18 protein-coding genes are annotated in these 20,902 nt (G+C 40.1%); 16 read left to right on the plus strand and 2 right to left on the minus strand.

The window, feature by feature from the left end; all coding sequences use genetic code 11:
* The first annotated feature begins 18 nt into the window (after positions 1 to 18).
* Positions 19 to 813: a sporulation transcription factor Spo0A gene (gene spo0A, locus M028_RS0102960; protein ID WP_026572574.1), complete on the plus strand. Its 795-nt coding sequence runs from the start codon at positions 19 to 21 to the stop codon at positions 811 to 813.
* Between the two features lie 113 nt (positions 814 to 926).
* On the opposite strand, the gene M028_RS31850 is transcribed toward spo0A, so the two are convergent.
* Positions 927 to 1,067, minus strand: a complete 141-nt coding sequence (locus tag M028_RS31850) for a YycC family protein (RefSeq protein ID WP_081810627.1) — start codon at positions 1,065 to 1,067, stop codon at positions 927 to 929.
* A 42-nt stretch (positions 1,068 to 1,109) separates the two neighbouring features.
* On the opposite strand from M028_RS31850, the gene M028_RS0102970 reads away from it, so the two are divergent.
* Positions 1,110 to 1,838, plus strand: coding sequence for a glycerophosphodiester phosphodiesterase (locus M028_RS0102970; protein WP_026572575.1), 729 nt, complete (start codon positions 1,110 to 1,112; stop codon positions 1,836 to 1,838).
* 11 nt (positions 1,839 to 1,849) lie between these two features.
* Here M028_RS0102970 and M028_RS0102975 read toward each other — a convergent pair whose 3' ends face one another.
* The gene (locus tag M028_RS0102975) at positions 1,850 to 2,122 is read right to left on the minus strand and encodes a DUF2627 domain-containing protein (RefSeq protein ID WP_026572576.1); all 273 of its coding nucleotides are present in this window, start codon (positions 2,120 to 2,122) and stop codon (positions 1,850 to 1,852) included.
* A gap of 175 nt (positions 2,123 to 2,297) precedes the next feature.
* Between M028_RS0102975 and M028_RS0102980 the strand changes: the two genes are divergently transcribed.
* From M028_RS0102980 to M028_RS0103045, 14 genes are all read left to right on the plus strand, one after another.
* A complete protein-coding gene (locus tag M028_RS0102980; RefSeq protein WP_026572577.1) occupies positions 2,298 to 4,370 on the plus strand; it encodes a sigma-54 interaction domain-containing protein in 2,073 nt (690 codons plus the stop codon).
* 131 nt (positions 4,371 to 4,501) lie between these two features.
* Entirely contained in the window at positions 4,502 to 5,407 is a 906-nt protein-coding gene (gene yqiS, locus M028_RS0102985) for a phosphate butyryltransferase (protein WP_026572578.1), read from the plus strand.
* Between the two features lie 29 nt (positions 5,408 to 5,436).
* A complete protein-coding gene (gene bcd, locus M028_RS0102990; RefSeq protein ID WP_026572579.1) occupies positions 5,437 to 6,534 on the plus strand; it encodes a branched-chain amino acid dehydrogenase in 1,098 nt (365 codons plus the stop codon).
* A 228-nt stretch (positions 6,535 to 6,762) separates the two neighbouring features.
* The gene (buk, locus tag M028_RS0102995) at positions 6,763 to 7,866 is read left to right on the plus strand and encodes a butyrate kinase (protein WP_026572580.1); all 1,104 of its coding nucleotides are present in this window, start codon (positions 6,763 to 6,765) and stop codon (positions 7,864 to 7,866) included.
* A gap of 20 nt (positions 7,867 to 7,886) precedes the next feature.
* The gene (lpdA, locus tag M028_RS0103000; protein WP_026572581.1) at positions 7,887 to 9,308 is read left to right on the plus strand and encodes a dihydrolipoyl dehydrogenase; all 1,422 of its coding nucleotides are present in this window, start codon (positions 7,887 to 7,889) and stop codon (positions 9,306 to 9,308) included.
* Positions 9,309 to 9,356: 48 nt separating this feature from the next.
* Positions 9,357 to 10,352, plus strand: a complete 996-nt coding sequence (locus M028_RS0103005) for a thiamine pyrophosphate-dependent dehydrogenase E1 component subunit alpha (RefSeq protein ID WP_026572582.1) — start codon at positions 9,357 to 9,359, stop codon at positions 10,350 to 10,352.
* 12 nt (positions 10,353 to 10,364) lie between these two features.
* A complete protein-coding gene (locus tag M028_RS0103010) occupies positions 10,365 to 11,348 on the plus strand; it encodes an alpha-ketoacid dehydrogenase subunit beta (RefSeq protein WP_026572583.1) in 984 nt (327 codons plus the stop codon).
* Positions 11,349 to 11,410: 62 nt separating this feature from the next.
* The gene (locus M028_RS0103015; RefSeq protein ID WP_026572584.1) at positions 11,411 to 12,703 is read left to right on the plus strand and encodes a dihydrolipoamide acetyltransferase family protein; all 1,293 of its coding nucleotides are present in this window, start codon (positions 11,411 to 11,413) and stop codon (positions 12,701 to 12,703) included.
* A 112-nt stretch (positions 12,704 to 12,815) separates the two neighbouring features.
* Positions 12,816 to 14,738 (plus strand): methylmalonyl-CoA mutase subunit beta, encoded by a 1,923-nt coding sequence (locus tag M028_RS0103020; protein ID WP_026572585.1) that lies wholly within the window; start codon positions 12,816 to 12,818, stop codon positions 14,736 to 14,738.
* Positions 14,725 to 16,917: a methylmalonyl-CoA mutase gene (gene scpA, locus M028_RS0103025; protein WP_026572586.1), complete on the plus strand. Its 2,193-nt coding sequence runs from the start codon at positions 14,725 to 14,727 to the stop codon at positions 16,915 to 16,917. Before M028_RS0103020 ends, scpA begins: the two co-directional genes overlap by 14 nt.
* Positions 16,918 to 18,042: a methylmalonyl Co-A mutase-associated GTPase MeaB gene (gene meaB, locus M028_RS0103030; protein WP_026572587.1), complete on the plus strand. Its 1,125-nt coding sequence runs from the start codon at positions 16,918 to 16,920 to the stop codon at positions 18,040 to 18,042.
* A gap of 217 nt (positions 18,043 to 18,259) precedes the next feature.
* The gene (locus tag M028_RS0103035) at positions 18,260 to 19,594 is read left to right on the plus strand and encodes a hypothetical protein (RefSeq protein WP_026572588.1); all 1,335 of its coding nucleotides are present in this window, start codon (positions 18,260 to 18,262) and stop codon (positions 19,592 to 19,594) included.
* Between the two features lie 137 nt (positions 19,595 to 19,731).
* Positions 19,732 to 20,169: a BrxA/BrxB family bacilliredoxin gene (locus M028_RS0103040; RefSeq protein ID WP_026572589.1), complete on the plus strand. Its 438-nt coding sequence runs from the start codon at positions 19,732 to 19,734 to the stop codon at positions 20,167 to 20,169.
* A gap of 105 nt (positions 20,170 to 20,274) precedes the next feature.
* Positions 20,275 to 20,787, plus strand: coding sequence for a L,D-transpeptidase (locus M028_RS0103045; RefSeq protein WP_026572590.1), 513 nt, complete (start codon positions 20,275 to 20,277; stop codon positions 20,785 to 20,787).
* Positions 20,788 to 20,902: the final 115 nt, after the last annotated feature.

A 20,902-nucleotide genomic window follows, 5' to 3' on the forward strand; every position in this document is an offset into this window, starting at 1 on the left:
TTGAGGAGGAATACGGTGTTGAAGAAAATAAAGGTGTGCGTCGTTGATGATAATAGGGAATTAGTTGGATTATTAGAGGAATATATTTCATCCCAGGAAGATATGGAAGTTGCAGGGATTGCACATAATGGTCAAGAATGTTTAGATTTATTGGGGTCTGTAGATCCTGATGTACTCGTATTAGATATTATTATGCCCCATTTGGATGGGCTAGCTGTTTTAGAACGCCTTCGTGATTTGAAGAAAGGTGCCTTGCCAAATGTGATCATGTTAACTGCCTTTGGTCAGGAGGATGTTACCAAGAAGGCCGTTGAACTGGGGGCATCTTATTTTATTTTAAAGCCTTTTGATATGGAAAACCTGGGTAACCACATTCGTCAAGTCAGCGGCAGAAATGCTGCAATAACAAGAAAAGCACCTCCTTCTCCGGCTTACCGTGCGCAAGCGGAACAAAAACCCAAAAACCTAGATGCCAGCATTACGAGCATTATCCATGAAATCGGTGTACCTGCCCATATTAAAGGGTATTTGTATTTACGTGAAGCGATTTCCATGGTTTATAATGACATTGAACTATTAGGGTCGATTACAAAGGTCTTATATCCTGATATTGCAAAAAAATATAACACGACTGCCAGTCGTGTTGAGCGTGCGATTCGTCATGCCATTGAAGTGGCGTGGAGCCGTGGAAACATCGACTCCATTTCTTCACTCTTTGGCTATACTGTCAGCATGTCAAAAGCAAAACCAACTAACTCTGAATTTATTGCGATGGTAGCAGATAAGCTGCGATTAGAGCATATGGCTTCATGAAACGTTTAAAACTATAAATAAAAGCCTTCATTTATTGAAAATGAGGGCTTTTTTCGTTCTTATATGGTGGTTATCAAAATTTTGATGCATATGATAGGACTGTAGATTAAAAATTACTTTTTTTGCTCCTTGTCCAATTCCATTAATTTTTGGATTAGGATATGCTGTGGCATATGCATAATTTGCTCAATGGGAACGTTTAATTTTTCCGCAAGTTTAATCGCTGTTTCAGGGGTTATTTGTAAAGGTTTCATATAAAATTCCTCCAATTTAATAAGTAGTTAGGAAGTGACGGCATGACAGAAATTTTTGCTCACCGTGGTTATTCCTCCCAATTCGCAGAAAATACCATGAGTGCCTTTTATGAGGCGGAAAAGGCAGGAGCGGATGGGTTAGAACTCGATGTACAATTGACAAAAGATGGTGAACTCGTTGTTATCCACGATGAAAAGGTGAACAGGACCACAAGTGGAAACGGGTTTGTAAAAGATTTTTTATTTAAGGATATTCGTAAGTTGAACGCCAATAAAAAAGGGTTAAAAAAAGAAACCATACCATCCTTAATCGAGGTTCTTGAATGGATGCAGACAAATACCCTGCTATGTAATATCGAGTTAAAAAATGGTCTTTTTGCCTACGAAGGTATGGAGGAAAAAGTCATTGAGCTTATCCAAAATTACGGTTTAACAGATAGGATCATTATTTCCTCTTTCAGTCATTACAGTATTGTTCATTGTTACAGGCTGGCTCCGGAAATTGAAACCGCCCCGCTATTTTTAGAAGGACTATTTATGCCATGGGTTTATGCACAATCCATCAGAGCAAAAGGGATCCATCCTAAGTATTCAACTTTCAGTGATGAAATCATAACCAGGACAATGGAGAACGAAATTGCCGTAAGGCCCTATACTGTTAATAATGATGCTGATCTACATCGGTTATTTAGACTTAACTGCACATCCGTCATTACTGATGACCCTGTCAAGGCGTTGCGAATTAGAAAACAGTATGAAAAGAGACCCTAGGAGGTCTCTTTTTAGTTGGATTTTTTACCGTCGGTAGACCGTGGGTTTCCAGGACCTTTGAAGCGTGATTGAACTTTGTTTCTTTTGCGGTCACGATGAAAAATAAATCCAGCAACAAACCCTAAACCGCCGAGAAATAGTATGAGTCCGATCAAAAATTGCAGAGATAAATAGGGAATAGGCGACTGCAGGATTCCAAAGGTCATATCACGCATTAGCTTAATACCGAAAGCAGCCAAGAAACCCGGAATCAATAATATAATCAGAGCAATAATCCGCTGCATAATAAATTCCTTCCGAATTTTAATTGAAAAGAAAAAGCTTCTCACGAAAATAATAGTACAATGAATATATTTGTCAAGCTGAACTATTCACTATACAATAAATATGAAAAAAATTGCATGACTTACTATGAACGTATGAAAAAAGTTTCCTGATATAAAGAATGGAGGCTAGGAAATGCAAAATGTAATGATTGTCGGAGCCGGAAAAGGTGGAACGGCGATTTTAAAAATTTTAAAAGAAACTGAGGTTTTAAATGTAAAGGCAGTTGTTGACCGGAATACAGATGCACCTGGTATTCGATTGGCACAAAAAGAAGGGATTAAAACGGGAACGGACTGGCACCCCTTCCTATCTAAAAACATCGATATAATTATTGAGGTTACAGGAGATGACACAGCATTTCACGAAATAAGGCGGACAAAACCAAGTAGTACGATTTTAATTCCCGGAAGTGTTGCTTTCCTTGTTTCAAAACTAATGGAAGAAAAGGAAGATCTGGTAAAAAGACATCAAAATGAGTCCTATCAGCAAGAGTTGATTTTTAACTCCACAAATGATGGGATGGCGGTAATTGATAAAAACGGCATGGTCATCCTCTTTAATCGTCGAGCGGAAGAAATGATGGGAGTAAAAAAAGAGGATGCGGTTGGAAAATATGTCTGTGAAGTGATACCGGAAAGCAGACTCCCTCATATATTAGAGACGAGAAGAATTGAAGCAAACCAAGAAATGGTTTTAGGGAATGGACGAAAAATTATTACAACAAGAATTCCAATCGTTGAAGAAAATGGCACACTCATGGGTGCTTTTGCCGTGTTTAAAGATATCACGGAAGTTGTTAACTTAGCGGAAGAAATTACGAATTTAAAAGAAATTCAAACGATGCTGCAAGCGATTATCCAATCTAGTGATGAAGCGATATCCGTTGTCGATGAAGTCGGCCGGGGAATTCTTATTAATCGGGCCTATACCCGTTTAACCGGACTGACAGAAGAACAGGTAATTGGTCAGCCCGCGACGACCGATATCTCAGAAGGTGAAAGCATGCATATGAAGGTTTTACAGACAAGAAGAGCTGTCCGCGGCGTCGCTATGAGGGTTGGGCCAAGCAAAAAGGAAGTAATCGTTAATGTCGCACCGATTATTGTAAAGGGAAAACTTAAGGGCAGTGTAGGTGTTATCCACGACATGTCTGAAATTAAATCGTTGAACAGGGAGTTGCACCGTGCACGGCAAATCATCCGAACACTTGAAGCAAAATATACCTTTGAGGACATTATCGGGAAGTCCGAGGAAATGCTGCTGGCAATAGAGCAGGCAAAGCTTGGGGCAAAAACTCCTGCTACCATCCTTCTTCGCGGCGAATCCGGAACGGGAAAAGAATTATTTGCCCACGCTATCCACAATGCAAGCGACAGAAAATACAATAAATTTATTCGTGTCAATTGTGCAGCTATATCGGAATCTTTGTTAGAAAGTGAATTGTTCGGTTATGAAGAAGGAGCATTTTCCGGCGCAAAAAGAGGAGGGAAAACAGGGTTTTTCGAAGAGGCAAACAACGGAAGCATTTTTCTTGATGAAATTGGTGAACTTCCGGCAAATACTCAGGCAAAGCTGCTCCGGGTTTTACAGGAAAATGAAATCATCCGCGTGGGCGGAACGAAGCCTGTTGCAATTAATGTTCGAGTCATTGCTGCAACCAATGTGAACCTTGAAAAAGGGATTGCTAAGGGTACTTTTAGGGAAGACTTATACTATCGTTTAAATCGAATGCCGATACATATTCCCCCGCTTAAAAGAAGAAAAGAGGAAATCCCTTTATTATGCGATCGGCTTATTCAAAAAATTAATCGTGATTATGGACGGAATGTTGAAGGAGTAATAGAGGCGGCGATGGCGGGGCTAATGGACTATGATTGGCCGGGAAATGTAAGAGAACTAGAAAATATCCTTGGGCGGGCCATTATTTTTATGAAATTTAACGAAGTCTATATTGATGTAAAACACCTGCCGGAACTTAACAATAATAAATTGATTGGCAGGGAATTTGGGACATTAAAGAATCCTGATACTCTGGAACGGCCGTTATCAGCAATGGTCGACGAATATGAAGCAAAGATCATCCGCGATACACTTTATCGTTTAAACGGAAACAAAACGTTAACAGCAAAAACACTTGGTTTATCTGTTCGAAATTTATATTACAAACTTGAAAAATATAAACTTGAAAATAACGGCATGCAGTAAATTTCATAGTATGAAAAAAATTGCAGTCTTAAACCCAACAAAATAAAGCGCTTACAATGATTTTTGTTGGCATGAATCTTGCTAATTAATTTATTGGAATTTGATTTTGCTGTGGAAGGGTTGATGACAACTTGTTGCTGGATTCACTTATTGACAGAGCAACCCAACTTAAAAAGAATACTGTTGCTGTCGCAGTAGCGGAAGATATCGTTGTTATAAAAGCGGTTCTAGATGCAATTGAACGAAATCTTGCAAATTTTATTTTATTTGGAAATCAGGAAAACATTAATCGAATGATTAAGACTGAACAAAACAAGGTAAATCCGGATAAAAGCCTCAGAATCGTTCATGCCGAGACAAATGAACTGGCTGCCAAATTAGCCGTTAAAGCGGTTTCGAATAAAGAAGCGGATGTACTAATGAAAGGGAATATCCCGACGAATGTTCTTCTAAAGGCTGTATTGAATAAAGAATATGGTTTAAGAACAGGAAATATTCTTTCGCATGTTGCTGTTTTTGAAATCCCTAATCGGGACCGTTTTATAATCGTAACAGATTCGGGGATGAACATTACCCCGGATTTGGAGCAAAAGGCACAAATCATAACAAACGCTGTTGCGGTTGCTAAAGGAATTGGAATTGAAACGCCAAAGGTAGCACCGATTGCTGCCGTTGAAGTGGTTAATCCCGCTATGCAGGCAACGGTGGATGCAGCGGCACTAACGGTGATGAACAAGCGCGGGCAAATCACTGGCTGCATCGTTGACGGTCCGCTTGCATTGGATAATGCTGTTTCGGTTTTAGCTGCTGAACACAAGGGCATCCAAAGTGAGGTAGCGGGCAAAGCCGATATATTAGTGGTTCCTGCCATTGAGGTTGGAAACGCATTGTATAAATCGTTAGTTTATTTCGCAAATGCAAAGGTTGGTGCTGTAATTGCCGGGGCTAAAGCGCCGATTGTGCTAACTTCCAGAGCCGACTCCGCAGAGAGCAAGTTGTTTTCTCTTGCATTAGCAGTATGCTCTGTAGCAAACTAGTTTTTTCATTATTGAGGAGGAATATTAATATGGAAATTTTCAAGTATTTAGAAAAATATGATTACGAGCAATTAGTTTTTTGTCAGGATAAATCTTCGGGATTAAAAGCAATTATTGCAATTCATGATACAACCTTAGGACCGGCATTAGGCGGAACGCGTATGTGGACATATGAATCTGAAGAGGCCGCGATTGAAGATGCTTTAAGATTGGCAAAAGGAATGACCTATAAAAATGCGGCGGCAGGTTTAAATCTTGGCGGTGGCAAAACGGTAATCATAGGAGACCCTCGTAAGGATAAAAATGAAGAAATGTTCCGCGCTTTTGGACGTTATATTCAAGGACTAAATGGAAGATATATAACAGCTGAAGATGTAGGTACCACTGTGGCGGATATGGATTTAATTCATGAAGAAACGGATTATGTAACAGGGATATCCCCGGCATTCGGATCATCTGGAAATCCATCCCCTGTAACTGCGTATGGTGTTTATTTAGGAATGAAAGCTGCAGCCAAAGAGGCATTTGGTTCAGACTCACTAGAAGGAAAAGTAGTAGCTGTCCAAGGCGTTGGAAATGTAGCTTATACCCTTTGTAAGCATTTGCATGAAGAAGGCGCACAGCTGATTGTTACAGATATTAATAAAGAAGCGGTCGGGCGTGCAGTGGAAGACTTTGGTGCGCGTGCTGTTGACCCAAATGAAATTTACGGTGTGGAATGCGATATTTATGCGCCATGTGCTCTTGGAGCAACCATCAATGATGACACAATCCCGCAGTTGAAGGCAAAAGTAATCGCTGGTTCTGCGAACAATCAATTAAAAGATACACGTCATGGAGACATCATTCATGAAATGGGTATTGTATACGCTCCGGATTATGTAATAAATGCTGGTGGTGTAATCAACGTAGCCGATGAGCTTTACGGATATAATCATGAACGTGCCCTGAAAAAGGTTGAACAGCTTTACACAAGTATTGAAAGAATCATTGAAATTTCAAAGCGTGATGGAATCCCAACCTACCTTGCAGCAGATCGCATGGTAGAGGAACGGATTGAAAGAATGCGCAATTCCCGCAGTCAATTCCTTCAAAACGGACATCATATTTTAAGCCGTAGAAAATAAAAACTGCAATAATCTTAAAATTTGAGCGCTGAATGAAAATTCAGCGCTTTCCTAGGTAGTGATTTACCTCTTATTGTTTAAAATTTGATCATTTTAGAAATTACTTTAAGTATAATGACCACTCAATTATTGAACATTACTTAGTTGAATATGTGGGGGTAAATCGACGAAAAAAATTTTGAAAGGTACCGTCATAATCTTTCGATAAAGCAAATTGGGGGTCAAAACGTGCAAGAAAGAGAATATCGAATACTCATCATCAACCCTGGCTCTACTTCTACTAAGATAGGGGTTTTCGATAATGAAATTTCCATACTGGAAAAGACGATTCGTCATGAAGCTGAAATAATAAATTCTTACCCAAATATCATTGATCAATATGAATTCAGGAAAAACACCATCTTAGAAACATTGGACCAAGAAGGTATTAATATTTCAAAGTTGTCCGCGGTTTGTGGGCGGGGAGGATTGCTTCGTCCGATCGAAGGCGGAACCTATACAGTTAATGACAAAATGTTGAAGGATTTAAGAAATGGGTATTCTGGACAACACGCATCGAATTTAGGTGGTATAATAGCATATGAAATAGCATCTGGTCTTAATATCCCGTCCTATATTGTGGACCCAGTAGTTGTCGATGAACTTGACCCGATTGCAAGGATATCCGGTTTCCCGTTAATTGAACGGAAAAGTATTTTTCATGCGTTGAATCAAAAGGCTGTTGCAAGAAGAGTAGCAAAGGAATTAGGGAAAAAATACTCAGAATTAAATTTAATTGTTACCCATATGGGGGGCGGAATAACCGTCGGTGTACATAGAATGGGTAAGGTTATCGATGTTAATAATGGTCTTCATGGTGATGGACCTTTTAGTCCGGAACGTGCAGGTACTGTTCCAGCCGGAGATTTAATTTCTCTTTCGTTTTCTGGTGAATACTACCGGGAAGAAATCATGAAAATGTTAGTAGGGCAGGGCGGTCTAGTCGGTTACCTTGGCACAAATAACGCAGTGAAGGTAGAAGAGATGATTGAAGCCGGGAATAAAGAAGCCAAGCTTGTTTATGATGCCATGGCCTATCAGGTTGCAAAAGAAATTGGTTCTGCTAGTGCGGTTCTTTCAGGTAAAGTAGATGCGATTGTTTTAACTGGCGGACTTGCTTATGGAAAGGATTTTGTACAATCGATTACCAATAGAGTAAACTGGATTGCTGATTGTATCATTCATCCTGGGGAAAATGAACTTCAAGCATTAGCAGAAGGAGCCCTTCGCGTCTTGCGTGGCGAAGAGGAAGTTAAAATATATCCTGGTTCATTTAAAACAGCAAAAATTTAAGTAGTTGGGGAGGAAATAAAATGGCACAAGAGTATGATTTGGTTATTCTCGGGGGTGGCACTGGTGGATATGTTGCCGCAATCCGTGCCTCACAGCTAGGTTTAAAAACAGCAATTGTTGAAAAAGGAAAACTCGGTGGAACATGCTTACATAAAGGTTGTATACCAAGTAAAGCCCTGCTAAGAAGTGCAGAAGTGTATGCTACTTCAAAACATAGTGAAGACTTTGGCGTGATAACTGGCGAAGTAACTTTTAATTTTACTAAAGTTCAAGAAAGAAAAACGAAAATCATCGATACCCTTCATAAAGGAGTACAGCACTTAATGAAACAAGGGAAAATCGATGTTTATGAAGGATTAGGACGGATTTTGGGCCCTTCCATCTTTTCACCAATGCCAGGTACCATATCTGTTGAAATGAATAACGGCGAAGAAAATGAAATGCTCATCCCCAAAAATGTAATTGTTGCTACCGGTTCAAGGCCAAGAACCCTTCAAGGGCTTGAGATTGATGGCGACCAGGTCATTTCATCTGATGAAGCATTAGAACTGGAAAACTTACCATCTTCTATTATTATTGTTGGCGGCGGCGTAATTGGGATTGAATGGGCCTCAATGTTATCCGATTTTGGGGTAGACGTTACGGTGATTGAATATGCAGACCGAATTATCCCTACAGAAGATAAAGACATTTCAAAAGAAATGCAACGGTTAATGAAGAAAAAGGGAATTAAAATTGTAACAAGCGCAAAGGTCCTTTCTGAAACAATAGTAAAAGGTGATGGTGTAGCAATCTCCGCTGAAGTAAAAGGCAGTTTAAAAGAATTTAAGGCTGAAAAACTGCTTGTTTCCGTTGGACGTCAAGCGAATACTGAAGGCATCGGGCTTGAGAATACGGAGATTCAGCTTGAAAAAGGAAATATTGTCACAAATGAATTTTACCAAACAAAGGAATCCCATATTTACGCAATTGGAGATGTTGTTGGCGGCCTGCAGCTTGCCCATGTTGCATCCCATGAAGGAATTGTTGCCGTTGAGCATATAGCAGGAAAGGATCCTTCACCTATCGATTATAACTTAATATCAAAATGTATTTATAGTAATCCTGAGGTTTCTAGTGTTGGTATTACCGAGGAGCAAGCGGAAAGTAGAGGGCATAAAGTAAAAGTGGGCAAATTTTCATTCCGTGCCATTGGTAAAGCGCTGGTTTTCGGTGAATCGGATGGATTTGTGAAAATTGTGGCCGATGAAGAGACCAATGATATTTTAGGGGTACACATGATTGGTCCTCATGTTACCGATATGATCTCAGAAGCTGGGCTTGCAATGGTATTAAATGCAACTCCATGGGAAGTGGCTCACACTATCCATCCTCACCCTACCTTGTCAGAAGCAATTGGGGAAGCTGCACTTGCGGTTGATGGCAGAGCACTTCATGGTTAAACTTACGCCATTTTGGAATCAATGCGAACAATAGGGAGGTAAAAATTAATGGCTGAAAAACGACATGAGGCATTAGGATTAAGTGATGAAAAAGTTTTAGAGATGTATGAAACAATGGTTTTAGCCCGCCGGATTGATGAGCGGATGTGGTTATTAAACCGTGCTGGGAAAATCCCATTTGTTATTTCCTGTCAAGGCCAGGAAGCGGCCCAAGTTGGAGCAGCTTTTGCACTTGATAAGGATAAAGATTATGTGCTTCCCTATTACCGGGATATGGGAGTAGTCTTAACCTTTGGGATGACGGCGAAGGAGCTTATGCTTTCAGGATTTGCGAAAGCAGAAGACCCTAATTCAGGAGGAAGGCAAATGCCTGGACACTTTGGACAAAAGAAAAATCGTATAGTTACAGGTTCCTCGCCCGTTACAACACAAGTACCTCATGCAGTAGGGGTTGCTTTGGCTGGAAAGATGGAAAGAAAAGACCTTGTTACGTTTGTAACATTTGGTGAAGGTTCATCCAACCAAGGTGATTTCCATGAAGGTGCAAATTTTGCCGGTGTACACAAACTTCCAGTTATTTTTATGTGTGAAAACAATAAGTATGCTATTTCCGTTCCAATTGAAAAACAATTAGCCTGCGAGAAGGTTTCAGATCGTGCAATTGGCTATGGAATGCCAGGGGTCACAGTGGATGGGAACGACCCGTTAGAAGTTTATAAAGTGGTGAAAGAGGCTGCGGAACGCGGCCGCAGCGGCGCGGGACCTACCTTAATTGAAACAGTTTCCTACCGTTTAACACCTCATTCTTCTGATGATGATGACCGTTCTTACCGGGCACCTGATGAGGTAGCAAAAGCCAAAACCCAGGATCCGATTATTACATTTGGTGCTTACTTAAAGGAAACGGGTGTCTTGAATGATGACTTGGAAAAAGATATCAATGACCGTGTAATGAAACTGGTGAATGAGGCAACCGACTATGCTGAAAATGCCCCATATGCTGCACCTGAGGATGCAATGAAATACGTTTATGGGGAAATGTAAGGGGGAAGTAACATGGCAGTAATTTCTTATATAGATGCGGTAACAATGGCCATTCGTGAAGAAATGGAAAGAGATCCTAAGGTGTTTGTACTTGGGGAAGATGTTGGGAAAAAGGGTGGTGTATTTAAGGCTACACAAGGATTGTATGAACAATTTGGAGAAGAGCGAGTCATTGATACACCGCTTGCTGAATCAGCCATAGCAGGAGTAGGAATCGGTGCAGCTATGTATGGTATGCGGCCGATTGCAGAAATGCAGTTTGCTGACTTTATCATGCCTGCTGTAAACCAAATTATTTCAGAGGCAGCGAAAATTCGCTATCGATCAAATAATGACTGGAATTGTCCAATTGTTATTCGTGCTCCATACGGCGGAGGGGTTCATGGTGCTTTGTATCACTCTCAATCTGTTGAAGCGGTATTTGCAAATCAACCTGGATTAAAAATTGTTATGCCATCCACTCCTTATGATGTAAAAGGTTTATTAAAAGCAGCTATTCGTGATAATGACCCTGTTCTTTTCTTTGAGCATAAACGGGCCTACCGTTTGATTAAAGGAGAAGTTCCGACTGATGATTATACGCTTCCAATTGGAAAAGCTGATGTGAAACGTGAAGGCGATGATATTACAGTTATTACTTACGGTCTGTGTGTTCATTTTGCCCTCCAAGCTGCCGAAAAACTGGCTAAGGACGGAATTTCAACCCATATTCTTGATTTAAGAACTGTCTACCCACTGGATAAAGAAGCAATTATTGAAGCTGCCTCCAAAACCGGGAAGGTTCTGCTCGTTACAGAAGACAATAAAGAAGGCAGTATTTTGGGGGAGGTATCTGCCATTATTGCTGAAAATTGCTTATTCGATTTAGATGCTCCTATTAAACGCTTGGCAGGACCGGAGATACCGGCCATGCCGTATGCGCCGACAATGGAAAAATTCTTTATGGTAAATCCTGATAAAGTTGAAAAAGCAATGAGAGAATTAGCAGAATTTTAAAGTGCAATTTTTTAGCTGAAGAATAATCCACAGTAGTAAATGCACTAAGGAGGTTTTATGCATTGGCAGTTGAACAAATAAAAATGCCTCAACTAGGTGAAAGTGTTACAGAGGGTACCATTAGTAAATGGCTTGTTTCTGTTGGGGATAAGGTAAATAAATATGATCCACTTGCAGAGGTTATGACAGATAAGGTAAATGCAGAAGTCCCGTCTTCATTTACAGGAATGATTAAAGAACTAATTGCCGGAGAAGGCGATACATTATCTGTTGGTGAAATCATTTGTACGATAGAGATAGAGAGCAGCGAAACGGATGATGAGGCAAAAGCAAAAGCAGTTCCTGTAGAAGAAAAAGCAGCCGATACGGGCACTGCGGCTGCAGATAAAGGAAATGTTGGCCGATACTCACCCGCGGTCTTAAAGCTCTCTCAAGAGCATGGAATTGACTTGGCTCAAGTGCAAGGAACAGGTGCCGGAGGCAGAATTACCAGAAAAGATTTGCAAAAATTGATTGAGTCCGGAAACATACCTACTGGATCTTCAAAGACAGAACCAATCAAGCAGTCTGAAATTCAGCTTTCTGCCTTGCCGGACATGGCTCAACCAGAGCCAATACAGGCTGCAACTTCAGTAAATGTGCCAGTTGGGACAGGTGATATTGAAATACCTGTTACGGGTGTCCGTAAAGCGATTGCGGCTAACATGCTGCGGAGTAAACACGAAGCGCCACATGCTTGGACAATGATAGAGGTTGATGCCACGAATTTGGTAGATTATCGCAATTCCATTAAAGATGAGTTTAAGAAAAAAGAGGGCTTCAATTTAACTTTCTTTGCATTCTTTGTAAAAGCAGTTGCTCAAGGCTTGAAGGAATTCCCACAAATCAACTCAATGTGGGCAGGGGATAAAATTATTCAAAAGAAGGATATTAATATTTCGATTGCCGTTGCAACTGATGATGCGTTATACGTTCCGGTTATTAAGCTGGCAGACGAAAAAACCATTAAAGGAATTGCCCGTGAAATTTCCGAGCTTGCTGTTAAGGTTAGAAACGGAAAACTAAAGTCTGAAGATATGCAAGGTGGAACATTTACCGTCAACAATACCGGTTCATTCGGATCTGTTCAATCCATGGGCATCATCAATTACCCGCAGGCAGCTATTCTTCAGGTTGAATCAATTGTGAAACGTCCGGTAGTCATGAATAATGGAATGATTGCCGTACGTGATATGGTGAATTTATGTATGTCTCTAGACCACCGAGTTTTAGACGGACTTGTTTGCGGACGATTCTTACAGCGAGTAAAAGAAATACTTGAAAATACATCAAAAACTACAACTTCCATCTATTAAAGAGTACCGCCAGTTTTTCTGGCGGTACTTTTCTTATTGATTGTAACGGGTTTGTACCCTAAAATAGAATTAATTGAATATTTATTATTTTGCATGAAGGGAGTTGTTAAGTTTGGAAGATTTGCGCAATCAGTCTTTTCCTTCAAAAACAAAACTTGATTGGAAAGCTAAAGCCGAAGAATCTTTAAAAGGGAAAAAAGTTGAGTCCTTGCAAAGCCCAACATATGAAAACATTATTTTGAAACCGCTTTATTCCAAAGAAGATCAGAAAACACCCTCTGAGTATCCAGGCGAATCGGATTTTAGACGTGGTACATACCCGCTTGGATATGTAATGAATGATTGGAAGGTGGCCCAGCGGATTTCTTATTCAACCATTCATGAACTAAGAGAAAAACTCATAACTTCCGTCAGTAAAGGGCAAACGGCCATTTCGTTTAAAGTTTCAAAAGCGTTAATTGAATCTGATGCTGATGTAGCTAGTTTGTTCAAGGATTTGACCGAAAACTTTCCAATTGCCATTGATTCAAAAGGTTTGCAGGCAGCCTTACTAGCAAAATTATCTAAAGGAAATAACGAAAAAATTACTGGATATATTGGTTCTGACCCCATTTCACTTTTTGGCGAAGAAGGAACTTTTTCAAAAGAATTTCTCCCTGTATGGGTAGAAAATATCAAGACAGCGGAAAAGGTCTTTCCAAATTTACGTACGATCCTGATTAACACATCCATCTATCAGAACAGCGGGGCAAATGCTGTTCAAGAACTGGGAATTGCTGCAGCCACAGGGGTATTCTATCTCCAACAGTTTATTGAGAGTGGTATGAAGCTTGAGAAAATTCTTTCAAAAATGATTTTTCAATTCTCTATTGGCAGCAACTTTTTTATGGAAATAGCTAAGCTTAGGGCAGCACGAATGATCTGGAGTAGAATAGCGGAAGCCTACGGGGCTCATAAAAATAACAGGGGTATGGAAATTGCTGCAGAAACCTCTACATTTACAAAAACTATCTATGATCCACATGTTAACCTTCTTCGTGCCGGCAATGAAGCTTTTGCAGGTGTAATTGGGGGCATACAGTATTTGCATGTTGGTGCTTTTGATGAAATTACAGGTCCCAATTCTTTTTCAGAAAGAATCGCAAGAAATACACAGCTAATTTTAAAACATGAAGCGCATCTGAAAACTATTATTGACCCTGCGGGCGGCTCCTGGTATGTCGAAGAATTAACAACAGAATTGGCTGAAAAAGCATGGGAGTTCTTTCAGCAGATTGAAATAAACGGCGGAATTCTGAAAGTATTGCAAACCGGTTGGCTCCAAAATGAGATTGCAACTGTTAGAAACAAAAGATTCCAAGATTCTTTTACAAGAAAACAGAGTATTGTAGGAACGAATGTGTATGCAAATCTGGATGAAACCGTTTCTGCTCTCATAAAGGAACAAGAAGCAGCCTATCTAGTTTCTCAATCATTGGAAGATTTATTAAATGGTGCCGAGCCTCAATTTTTACAGATGAATAAAATAGAGTCTGCGATTGAAATGAATCCATTAGTGAAAAAAAGATTGGCAGAGCCGTATGAGGAACTAAGGGAAAAGGCAAAGGAAATCGAGGGAAGGTCGAGTTCTACACCGATTATGTCGATGATTTGTCTTGGGGAATTAAAACAGTATAAAGCAAGATTTGACTTTATGCGAGGATTCGTTTCCGCTGGGGGAATTAAAGCAGTTGGAAGTGAGCCGATTTTCACAAAGGAATCTGCAGAAGCGTTTGTTGCAAGTCAAAAAACGCAGCATTTTTGTCTATGCGGCGATAACGAACAATATGAGACAATTGGTCATGAAATCTTAATATTCCTGAAAGCAAAGTTCCCAGATAAGCTCTTTTATTTTGCTGGATTACCGGATCAGGACAAAACAGTACAGTGGAAGCATGAAGGTATTGAAGAGTTCGTTCATGTAAAAAGCAATTGCTATGAAACACTTTCTCATATACTTACTGAAATGGAGGTGAAGGCCGATGCAAAAGCCTGATTTTCAAAACCTGCGCCTTTTTACTGAGCAACCGCTCAACATTAAAGAACAATGGGAAGAAAAAGTGAAACAAGAGCTGGATTCATCCATCGAAGAATTACTTTTTGAAACCAATGAACAAATCAAGTTGAAGGCTCTTTATACCAAAGATGACTTGGAAGGCTTGAATCATATAGACGATCTGCCGGGGCTTCCGCCGTATACACGTGGTCCATATCCAACCATGTATGTCAACAGGCCGTGGACGGTAAGACAATATGCTGGATTCTCAACTGCTGAAGAGAGTAATGCGTTTTATCGACGGAATTTGGCAATGGGACAAAAGGGTTTGTCGGTTGCATTTGATTTGGCAACCCATCGCGGCTATGATTCTGACCATCCCCGGGTTGTCGGCGATGTTGGAAAAGCTGGAGTGGCAATCGATTCGATTCTTGATATGAAAACACTTTTCGAGGGAATTCCACTTGATCAAATGTCGGTATCGATGACGATGAATGGGGCGGTCCTGCCAATTCTGGCTTTCTTCATTGTTACCGCCGAGGAACAGGGCGTAAGTCAGGAAAAGCTTTCCGGAACGATTCAAAACGATATTTTAAAAGAATATATGGTGCGAAACACTTACATTTATCCACCTGAAATGTCGATGAAAATTATCGCTGATATTTTTGAGTATACATCTAAATATATGCCAAAGTTTAATAGTATCAGTATCTCCGGTTATCACATGCAAGAAGCAGGTGCTCCAGCTGACCTGGAGCTCGCTTACACACTAGCGGACGGATTGGAATATGTTCGGACAGGACTTAAAGCCGGGATTGAAATTGATTCATTCGCACCAAGATTGTCATTTTTCTGGGCAATTGGGATGAATTATTTCATGGAAGTGGCAAAAATGCGCGCTGCACGGTTAATTTGGGCAAAAATGATGAAATCATTTCATCCTAAGAATGATAAGTCATTAGCCTTAAGAACCCATTCACAAACGTCCGGCTGGAGTTTGACAGAACAAGACCCATTTAATAATGTGACTCGTACACTGATTGAAGCGCATGCTGCAGCTATGGGGCATACACAATCCCTGCATACCAATGCACTAGATGAAGCGATTGCTTTGCCGACGGATTTCTCTGCTCGAATTGCTCGGAACACACAACTATTTCTACAGGAGGAATCAGGAATCACGAAGGTAATTGACCCTTGGGCAGGATCCTATTATGTTGAGAAGCTGACTGATGAATTGGTACAAAGAGCTTGGATGCATATCGATGAAATTGAAGGGCTTGGCGGAATGGCAAACGCGATTGAAACCGGTCTTCCAAAAATGAGAATTGAAGAGGCAGCCGCACGGAGACAGGCGCAAATTGATTCCGGTATCGAAACCATTATTGGTGTAAACCGTTATCGTTTAGAGAAAGAAGAGCCAATTGATATTTTAGATATTGATAATACTGCTGTTCGCTTGAAGCAAATCGAAAAATTAAATACGTTAAAGCAAAGCAGGGATGGTCAAAAGGTACAGGAATCACTTAACGCCTTGACGAAAGCAGCTGAAGCAGGTGAAGGAAATCTGTTAGAGCTTGCAGTAAAGGCCGCAAGAGCAAGAGCAACGCTTGGAGAAATTTCTGATGCCATCGAAAAAGTGGCTAAAAGGCATAAAGCAATCATCTATTCGATTAGCGGTGTATACAGCTCAGCCTTTAGCAACGAAGAGGAAATCACGGTTGTGAAGGATATGGCTGACGAGTTCCTCGAAAATGAAGGAAGAAGACCACGAATTTTAATTGCCAAAATGGGTCAGGATGGCCACGACCGTGGGGCAAAGGTGATTGCAACAGCCTTTGCGGATCTTGGGTTTGATGTCGATATCGGTCCATTGTTTCAAACACCGGAAGAAACCGCTTTGCAGGCAGTAGAAAATGATGTCCACGTCATTGGGATGAGTTCACTTGCCGCCGGACATAAAACACTACTCCCACACCTTATCGCCGAATTGAAAAAGCTGGGCAGGGAGGATATTTTAGTTGTTGCAGGAGGAGTCATTCCGGCCCAGGATTATCAATTCTTATATGATCAAGGTGCGGCAGCAATTTTTGGACCTGGAACCGTCATTCCGGTAGCAGCACAAAAGGTTATTAAGGCAATCTATCAACAGCTCGGCTATGAGGAAGTGGCGGAATAAATGGCGGCTGATCAAAAACCGGAATGGAGCGATCAATCAAATCCAGATTTATGTTCAAGTGTCGTAAGGAAGGGGCAAGAGCTTGAAGGTCAATCAACTTCCCTTCAAAAAAGTTCTCGATTCAAAAAGCGCAATACCCAAGAGGTTTCCGTAGATGATTTGTATAACGGAGTATTGAAGGGAAATCGAAGCATTCTTGCGAGGGCCATCACGCTTGTAGAAAGCAATGCCGAACATCATTTTCAAAAAGCACAGGAACTGCTGCAGAAGCTGTTACCTTGTTCTGGAAACTCCATTCGGATAGGAATTACCGGAGTACCTGGTGCCGGGAAAAGTACTTTCATTGAAGCGTTTGGAGAGTATCTCTGCAGCTTAGGCTTAAAGGTGGCGGTTTTAGCGATTGATCCAAGCTCGAGCATTAGCGGTGGCAGTATTTTAGGTGATAAAACACGGATGGAGCAATTATCAAGAAATCCTCGCGCCTTTATCCGGCCTTCGCCATCTGCAGGTAAGCTTGGCGGTGTGCATCGAAAAACAAGAGAATCAATGCTCCTTTGCGAGGCCGCCGGTTTCGATGTGATTTTAATCGAAACGGTTGGCGTTGGGCAAAGTGAAGTCATTATCAGGGATATGGTCGATTTTTTCATGCTTCTAGTATTAACAGGTGCCGGTGATGAATTGCAGGGAATGAAAAAAGGGATTATGGAGCTGGCCGATGCCATTGTTGTTCATAAGGCAGATGGTGAAAATAAGCCCATTGCGGAAAAAACACGAAATGACTATAATCGCATTCTTCATTTCCTTCAGCCTGCGACAAAAGGCTGGGCCACCAAAGCATATACCTGCTCCTCGTTAACCTTGGATGGCATAAGTCGAATTTGGGAAATGATTCAATCTTTCGAACAGAAAGGTAAATCCTCAGGGGTTTTTAATGAGCGCAGAAAGGCGCAATCACGGGAATGGCTCTATGCATTAATTAGTGATCAGCTTCATTACCATTTTTACCATCATCCAGGGGTAAAGAACCAACTGCCAAAAATAGAGAATGAAGTAATTGCCGGAGAAAAAACGGTTGCTTCGGCAGTAGAAAGTCTTTTTCGGACATTCTTGGATTCAACTTTGTGACGGTAATGGCTGATTACCGTCTTTTTTCTATTAAACTTTTCGAAAAAACAGTGAAATATTCACCCATTTCATACAAAAAGTGGTAATATTATTTTGGTAATATTTTAGTTTGCAAGAACAAAACATAGAATGGTGGATTGATAGGGAAAATAGCGGGGATACATAAAGAATTGTTTATTTAAACAGAGAAAATAGAATGATAGTTGGAGAGTGAAACATGTTAAAAAAACTTATATTATTGATCATGGCCTCCGTATTATTTATTACTGGTTGCCAAGCGGTTAAGGGTGTTGATTTGAACAAATTGGTTCTTAGCAGTTCAAAGATTAATTCCGCTGAGAGCAAAACAACTGCTTCATTAGATTTAAAATACGTAAAATCGAAAGTAAAAGACAAGGATTTACTAAAAGTACTTACCCTTCTCGATAATGCAAAACTAGAAGTTTACACAAAAATGCAAGATGCCAACACGGTGTCTGTTACAGGAAATATCATTCTTCATAATAAAGGCAAAATTCCTTTACGATTATATATGGACAAAAAATATACGGTGATTCAACTTGATAATGCCAAGAAACCAGTTCGTGTTTCGATGGATAATGGAACTTCACCAGATCAAAAATTGATTAAAGATGTGCAAACAAAGTTAATGGCTCCAGTTGTAAGGAATTTGCCAAATCCTTTCCCGGCCCATCTTAAGGTAACTGCAAATACCACGGATAAAGTCCATGGAGTTAAAGTGAAAGGTCATCGTGTTCAAGCAAAGGTATACGCAAATGAAGTGCCAAAGCTGCTTGAGTCTTTCCTTGACAATTTATCAAAGGATGATAAGGCAATTGTGGATATTGTAAATGCTCTGAATGAAATTAATAAAGTCGCCGGCGATGACACCAAAATGACAGCAGATGATCTTAAAGATGGGATTGCCGAGTTTAAGCAAATGCTGCCTGAACTTAAAACTGACCCAGAATTTAAAGCGTTGTTAACAAGCAAAAATAATGTAAAAACAGATATTTTCTTAGACAAGCATTATTATGAGAGAAAATCATATACAACCTTAAATATTGGCAGTATTCCTGATGGTGAAGGCCTAACTGGTGTTACGCTAAAAATCAAAAATGAAACCTGGAATATTAATAAAAAGGTAAAAGCTTCAAAAATCAAAAAATATTCCAAGTATCTTAACGAAAATGCTACTCCAGAACAATTTTTAGCTACGCTAGATAAAAAGAAGAGTGTTCTTTATTCTGCGATGTCATCTTTGATGTATTCACCATCTAAAGTACTGAAAAAATCACAAGTCAAAGTAACCAATAATAAAGGTAAAAAAGCAGATAAAATCACAGTCAAAAGCCTTAAAAAAGGTGATGTAATTAAGGTATACAGCAAAGCAGGAACATTGATTGCTGCAAAAGAATCAACAGGCAAAACTGCTGTTTTAACTGTAAAGCAACTAGGAAAAAAATCAGGTAAGGTATATGTAAGTATTATCCGCTCTAATCATGCAGAAAGCAGCAAAGTGTCAATCACTTTCAAGGCGGAGAAAAAATAATGTGAAAACTGTAAGAGACAGGGAGCCTAAGCCAGGCTCTCTGTTTTATTTAAATTGGCGAAAATTTATTATTTGATATCCCTACATTTTTACTGGTAATATGAACATATAGGTATATTTTAGTGAGGAGCGATAAAATGAGCATGGATTTTAATTTTTTTATGAATGATGTTGTCCGCCAGGCGCGTGAAGAAATCGTGTCAGCGGGTTATCAAGAACTAAAAACACCTGAAGAGGTAGAACAGGCTCTTGAACAAAAGGGAACAACTCTTGTTATGATTAATTCTGTTTGCGGTTGTGCAGGCGGTATCGCTCGCCCTGCAGCAGAACATGCACTTCATTATGATAAGCGTCCCGATCATCTTGTTACCGTTTTTGCCGGTCAGGATAAGGAAGCAACTGAAAAGGCTAGAGGCTATTTTACCGGCTATCCCCCATCCTCTCCATCTTTTGCCTTATTAAAAGATGGTAAAATTATTACAATGATTGAAAGACATCAAATTGAAGGCTTTGATCCAATGAATGTGGTTGGCAAATTGCAAAAAGAATTCGATCAACATTGTGAAGAAGTTTAATATGTTAGAAAAAAGATGGTCAGCATACGACCATCTTTTTTTCTTTGTTCGTGCATGAAAGCAGAAAAAAGATGCAAACTAGGAAGAAAAAGGCAGGTGGAATTTATGATAAAAATCTTATCACCCATCCTGATTGCTTTTTTCATTTCGCCGCTCTGGCCATTAGGTCATAACCCATTGTCAGGAGATCCCTTTATTATTGTAAATAAGAGCAACAATGAAATGGCTTTTATTGATGATAATAAGGTGCAAACGGTGGTTAGTGTTGGAACCGGTAAAACACAGGAACTAACACCAGAGGGGCTTTTTACGGTTACAGTTAAAGCAAAAGACCCCTATTATCGTAAAAAAGATATTCCCGGCGGAAGTCCTAAAAATCCACTAGGATCAAGATGGATTGGATTTGATGCAAAGGGTACCGACGGACGAATCTATGGAATTCACGGGACCAATCAACCAGCATCAATAGGGAAGTATGTTTCACAGGGCTGTATTCGAATGCAAAATGAGGTTATTACATCACTATTTCCTCTCATTCCACTTGGAACAAAAATTTTAGTGTTATCTACAAAAAAATCGTTTGAAAAGTTAGCCGTAGAAAATGGGGCAATTAAGTAAGGAAAAGGGACTGTTTAAACTGATCTGAACCCAAAAAGTTAGACACAAATATTAGGCAGCTTCCTGGGCATGAATTCGGTATTCAACCGGACTCATGCCCTTTAATTTTGCCTTA

Source organism: Bacillus sp. UNC438CL73TsuS30, assembly GCF_000482325.1.
Classification (GTDB): domain Bacteria; phylum Bacillota; class Bacilli; order Bacillales; family Cytobacillaceae; genus Neobacillus.

Excerpts from the sequence above, each read along its gene's own strand:
- M028_RS0103045 (WP_026572590.1), top strand. The coding sequence starts at position 20,275 with ATGATAAAAATCTTATCACCCATCCTGATTGCTTTTTTCATTTCGCCG.
- lpdA (WP_026572581.1), top strand. The coding sequence starts at position 7,887 with ATGGCACAAGAGTATGATTTGGTTATTCTCGGGGGTGGCACTGGTGGA.
- scpA (WP_026572586.1), top strand. The coding sequence starts at position 14,725 with ATGCAAAAGCCTGATTTTCAAAACCTGCGCCTTTTTACTGAGCAACCG.
- M028_RS0102975 (WP_026572576.1), bottom strand. The coding sequence starts at position 2,122 with ATGCAGCGGATTATTGCTCTGATTATATTATTGATTCCGGGTTTCTTG.
- M028_RS0102970 (WP_026572575.1), top strand. The coding sequence starts at position 1,110 with ATGACAGAAATTTTTGCTCACCGTGGTTATTCCTCCCAATTCGCAGAA.
- M028_RS0102980 (WP_026572577.1), top strand. The coding sequence starts at position 2,298 with ATGCAAAATGTAATGATTGTCGGAGCCGGAAAAGGTGGAACGGCGATT.
- M028_RS0103040 (WP_026572589.1), top strand. The coding sequence starts at position 19,732 with ATGAGCATGGATTTTAATTTTTTTATGAATGATGTTGTCCGCCAGGCG.
- M028_RS0103005 (WP_026572582.1), top strand. The coding sequence starts at position 9,357 with ATGGCTGAAAAACGACATGAGGCATTAGGATTAAGTGATGAAAAAGTT.
- M028_RS0103010 (WP_026572583.1), top strand. The coding sequence starts at position 10,365 with ATGGCAGTAATTTCTTATATAGATGCGGTAACAATGGCCATTCGTGAA.
- M028_RS31850 (WP_081810627.1), bottom strand. The coding sequence starts at position 1,067 with ATGAAACCTTTACAAATAACCCCTGAAACAGCGATTAAACTTGCGGAA.
- meaB (WP_026572587.1), top strand. The coding sequence starts at position 16,918 with ATGGCGGCTGATCAAAAACCGGAATGGAGCGATCAATCAAATCCAGAT.
- M028_RS0103035 (WP_026572588.1), top strand. The coding sequence starts at position 18,260 with ATGTTAAAAAAACTTATATTATTGATCATGGCCTCCGTATTATTTATT.
- bcd (WP_026572579.1), top strand. The coding sequence starts at position 5,437 with ATGGAAATTTTCAAGTATTTAGAAAAATATGATTACGAGCAATTAGTT.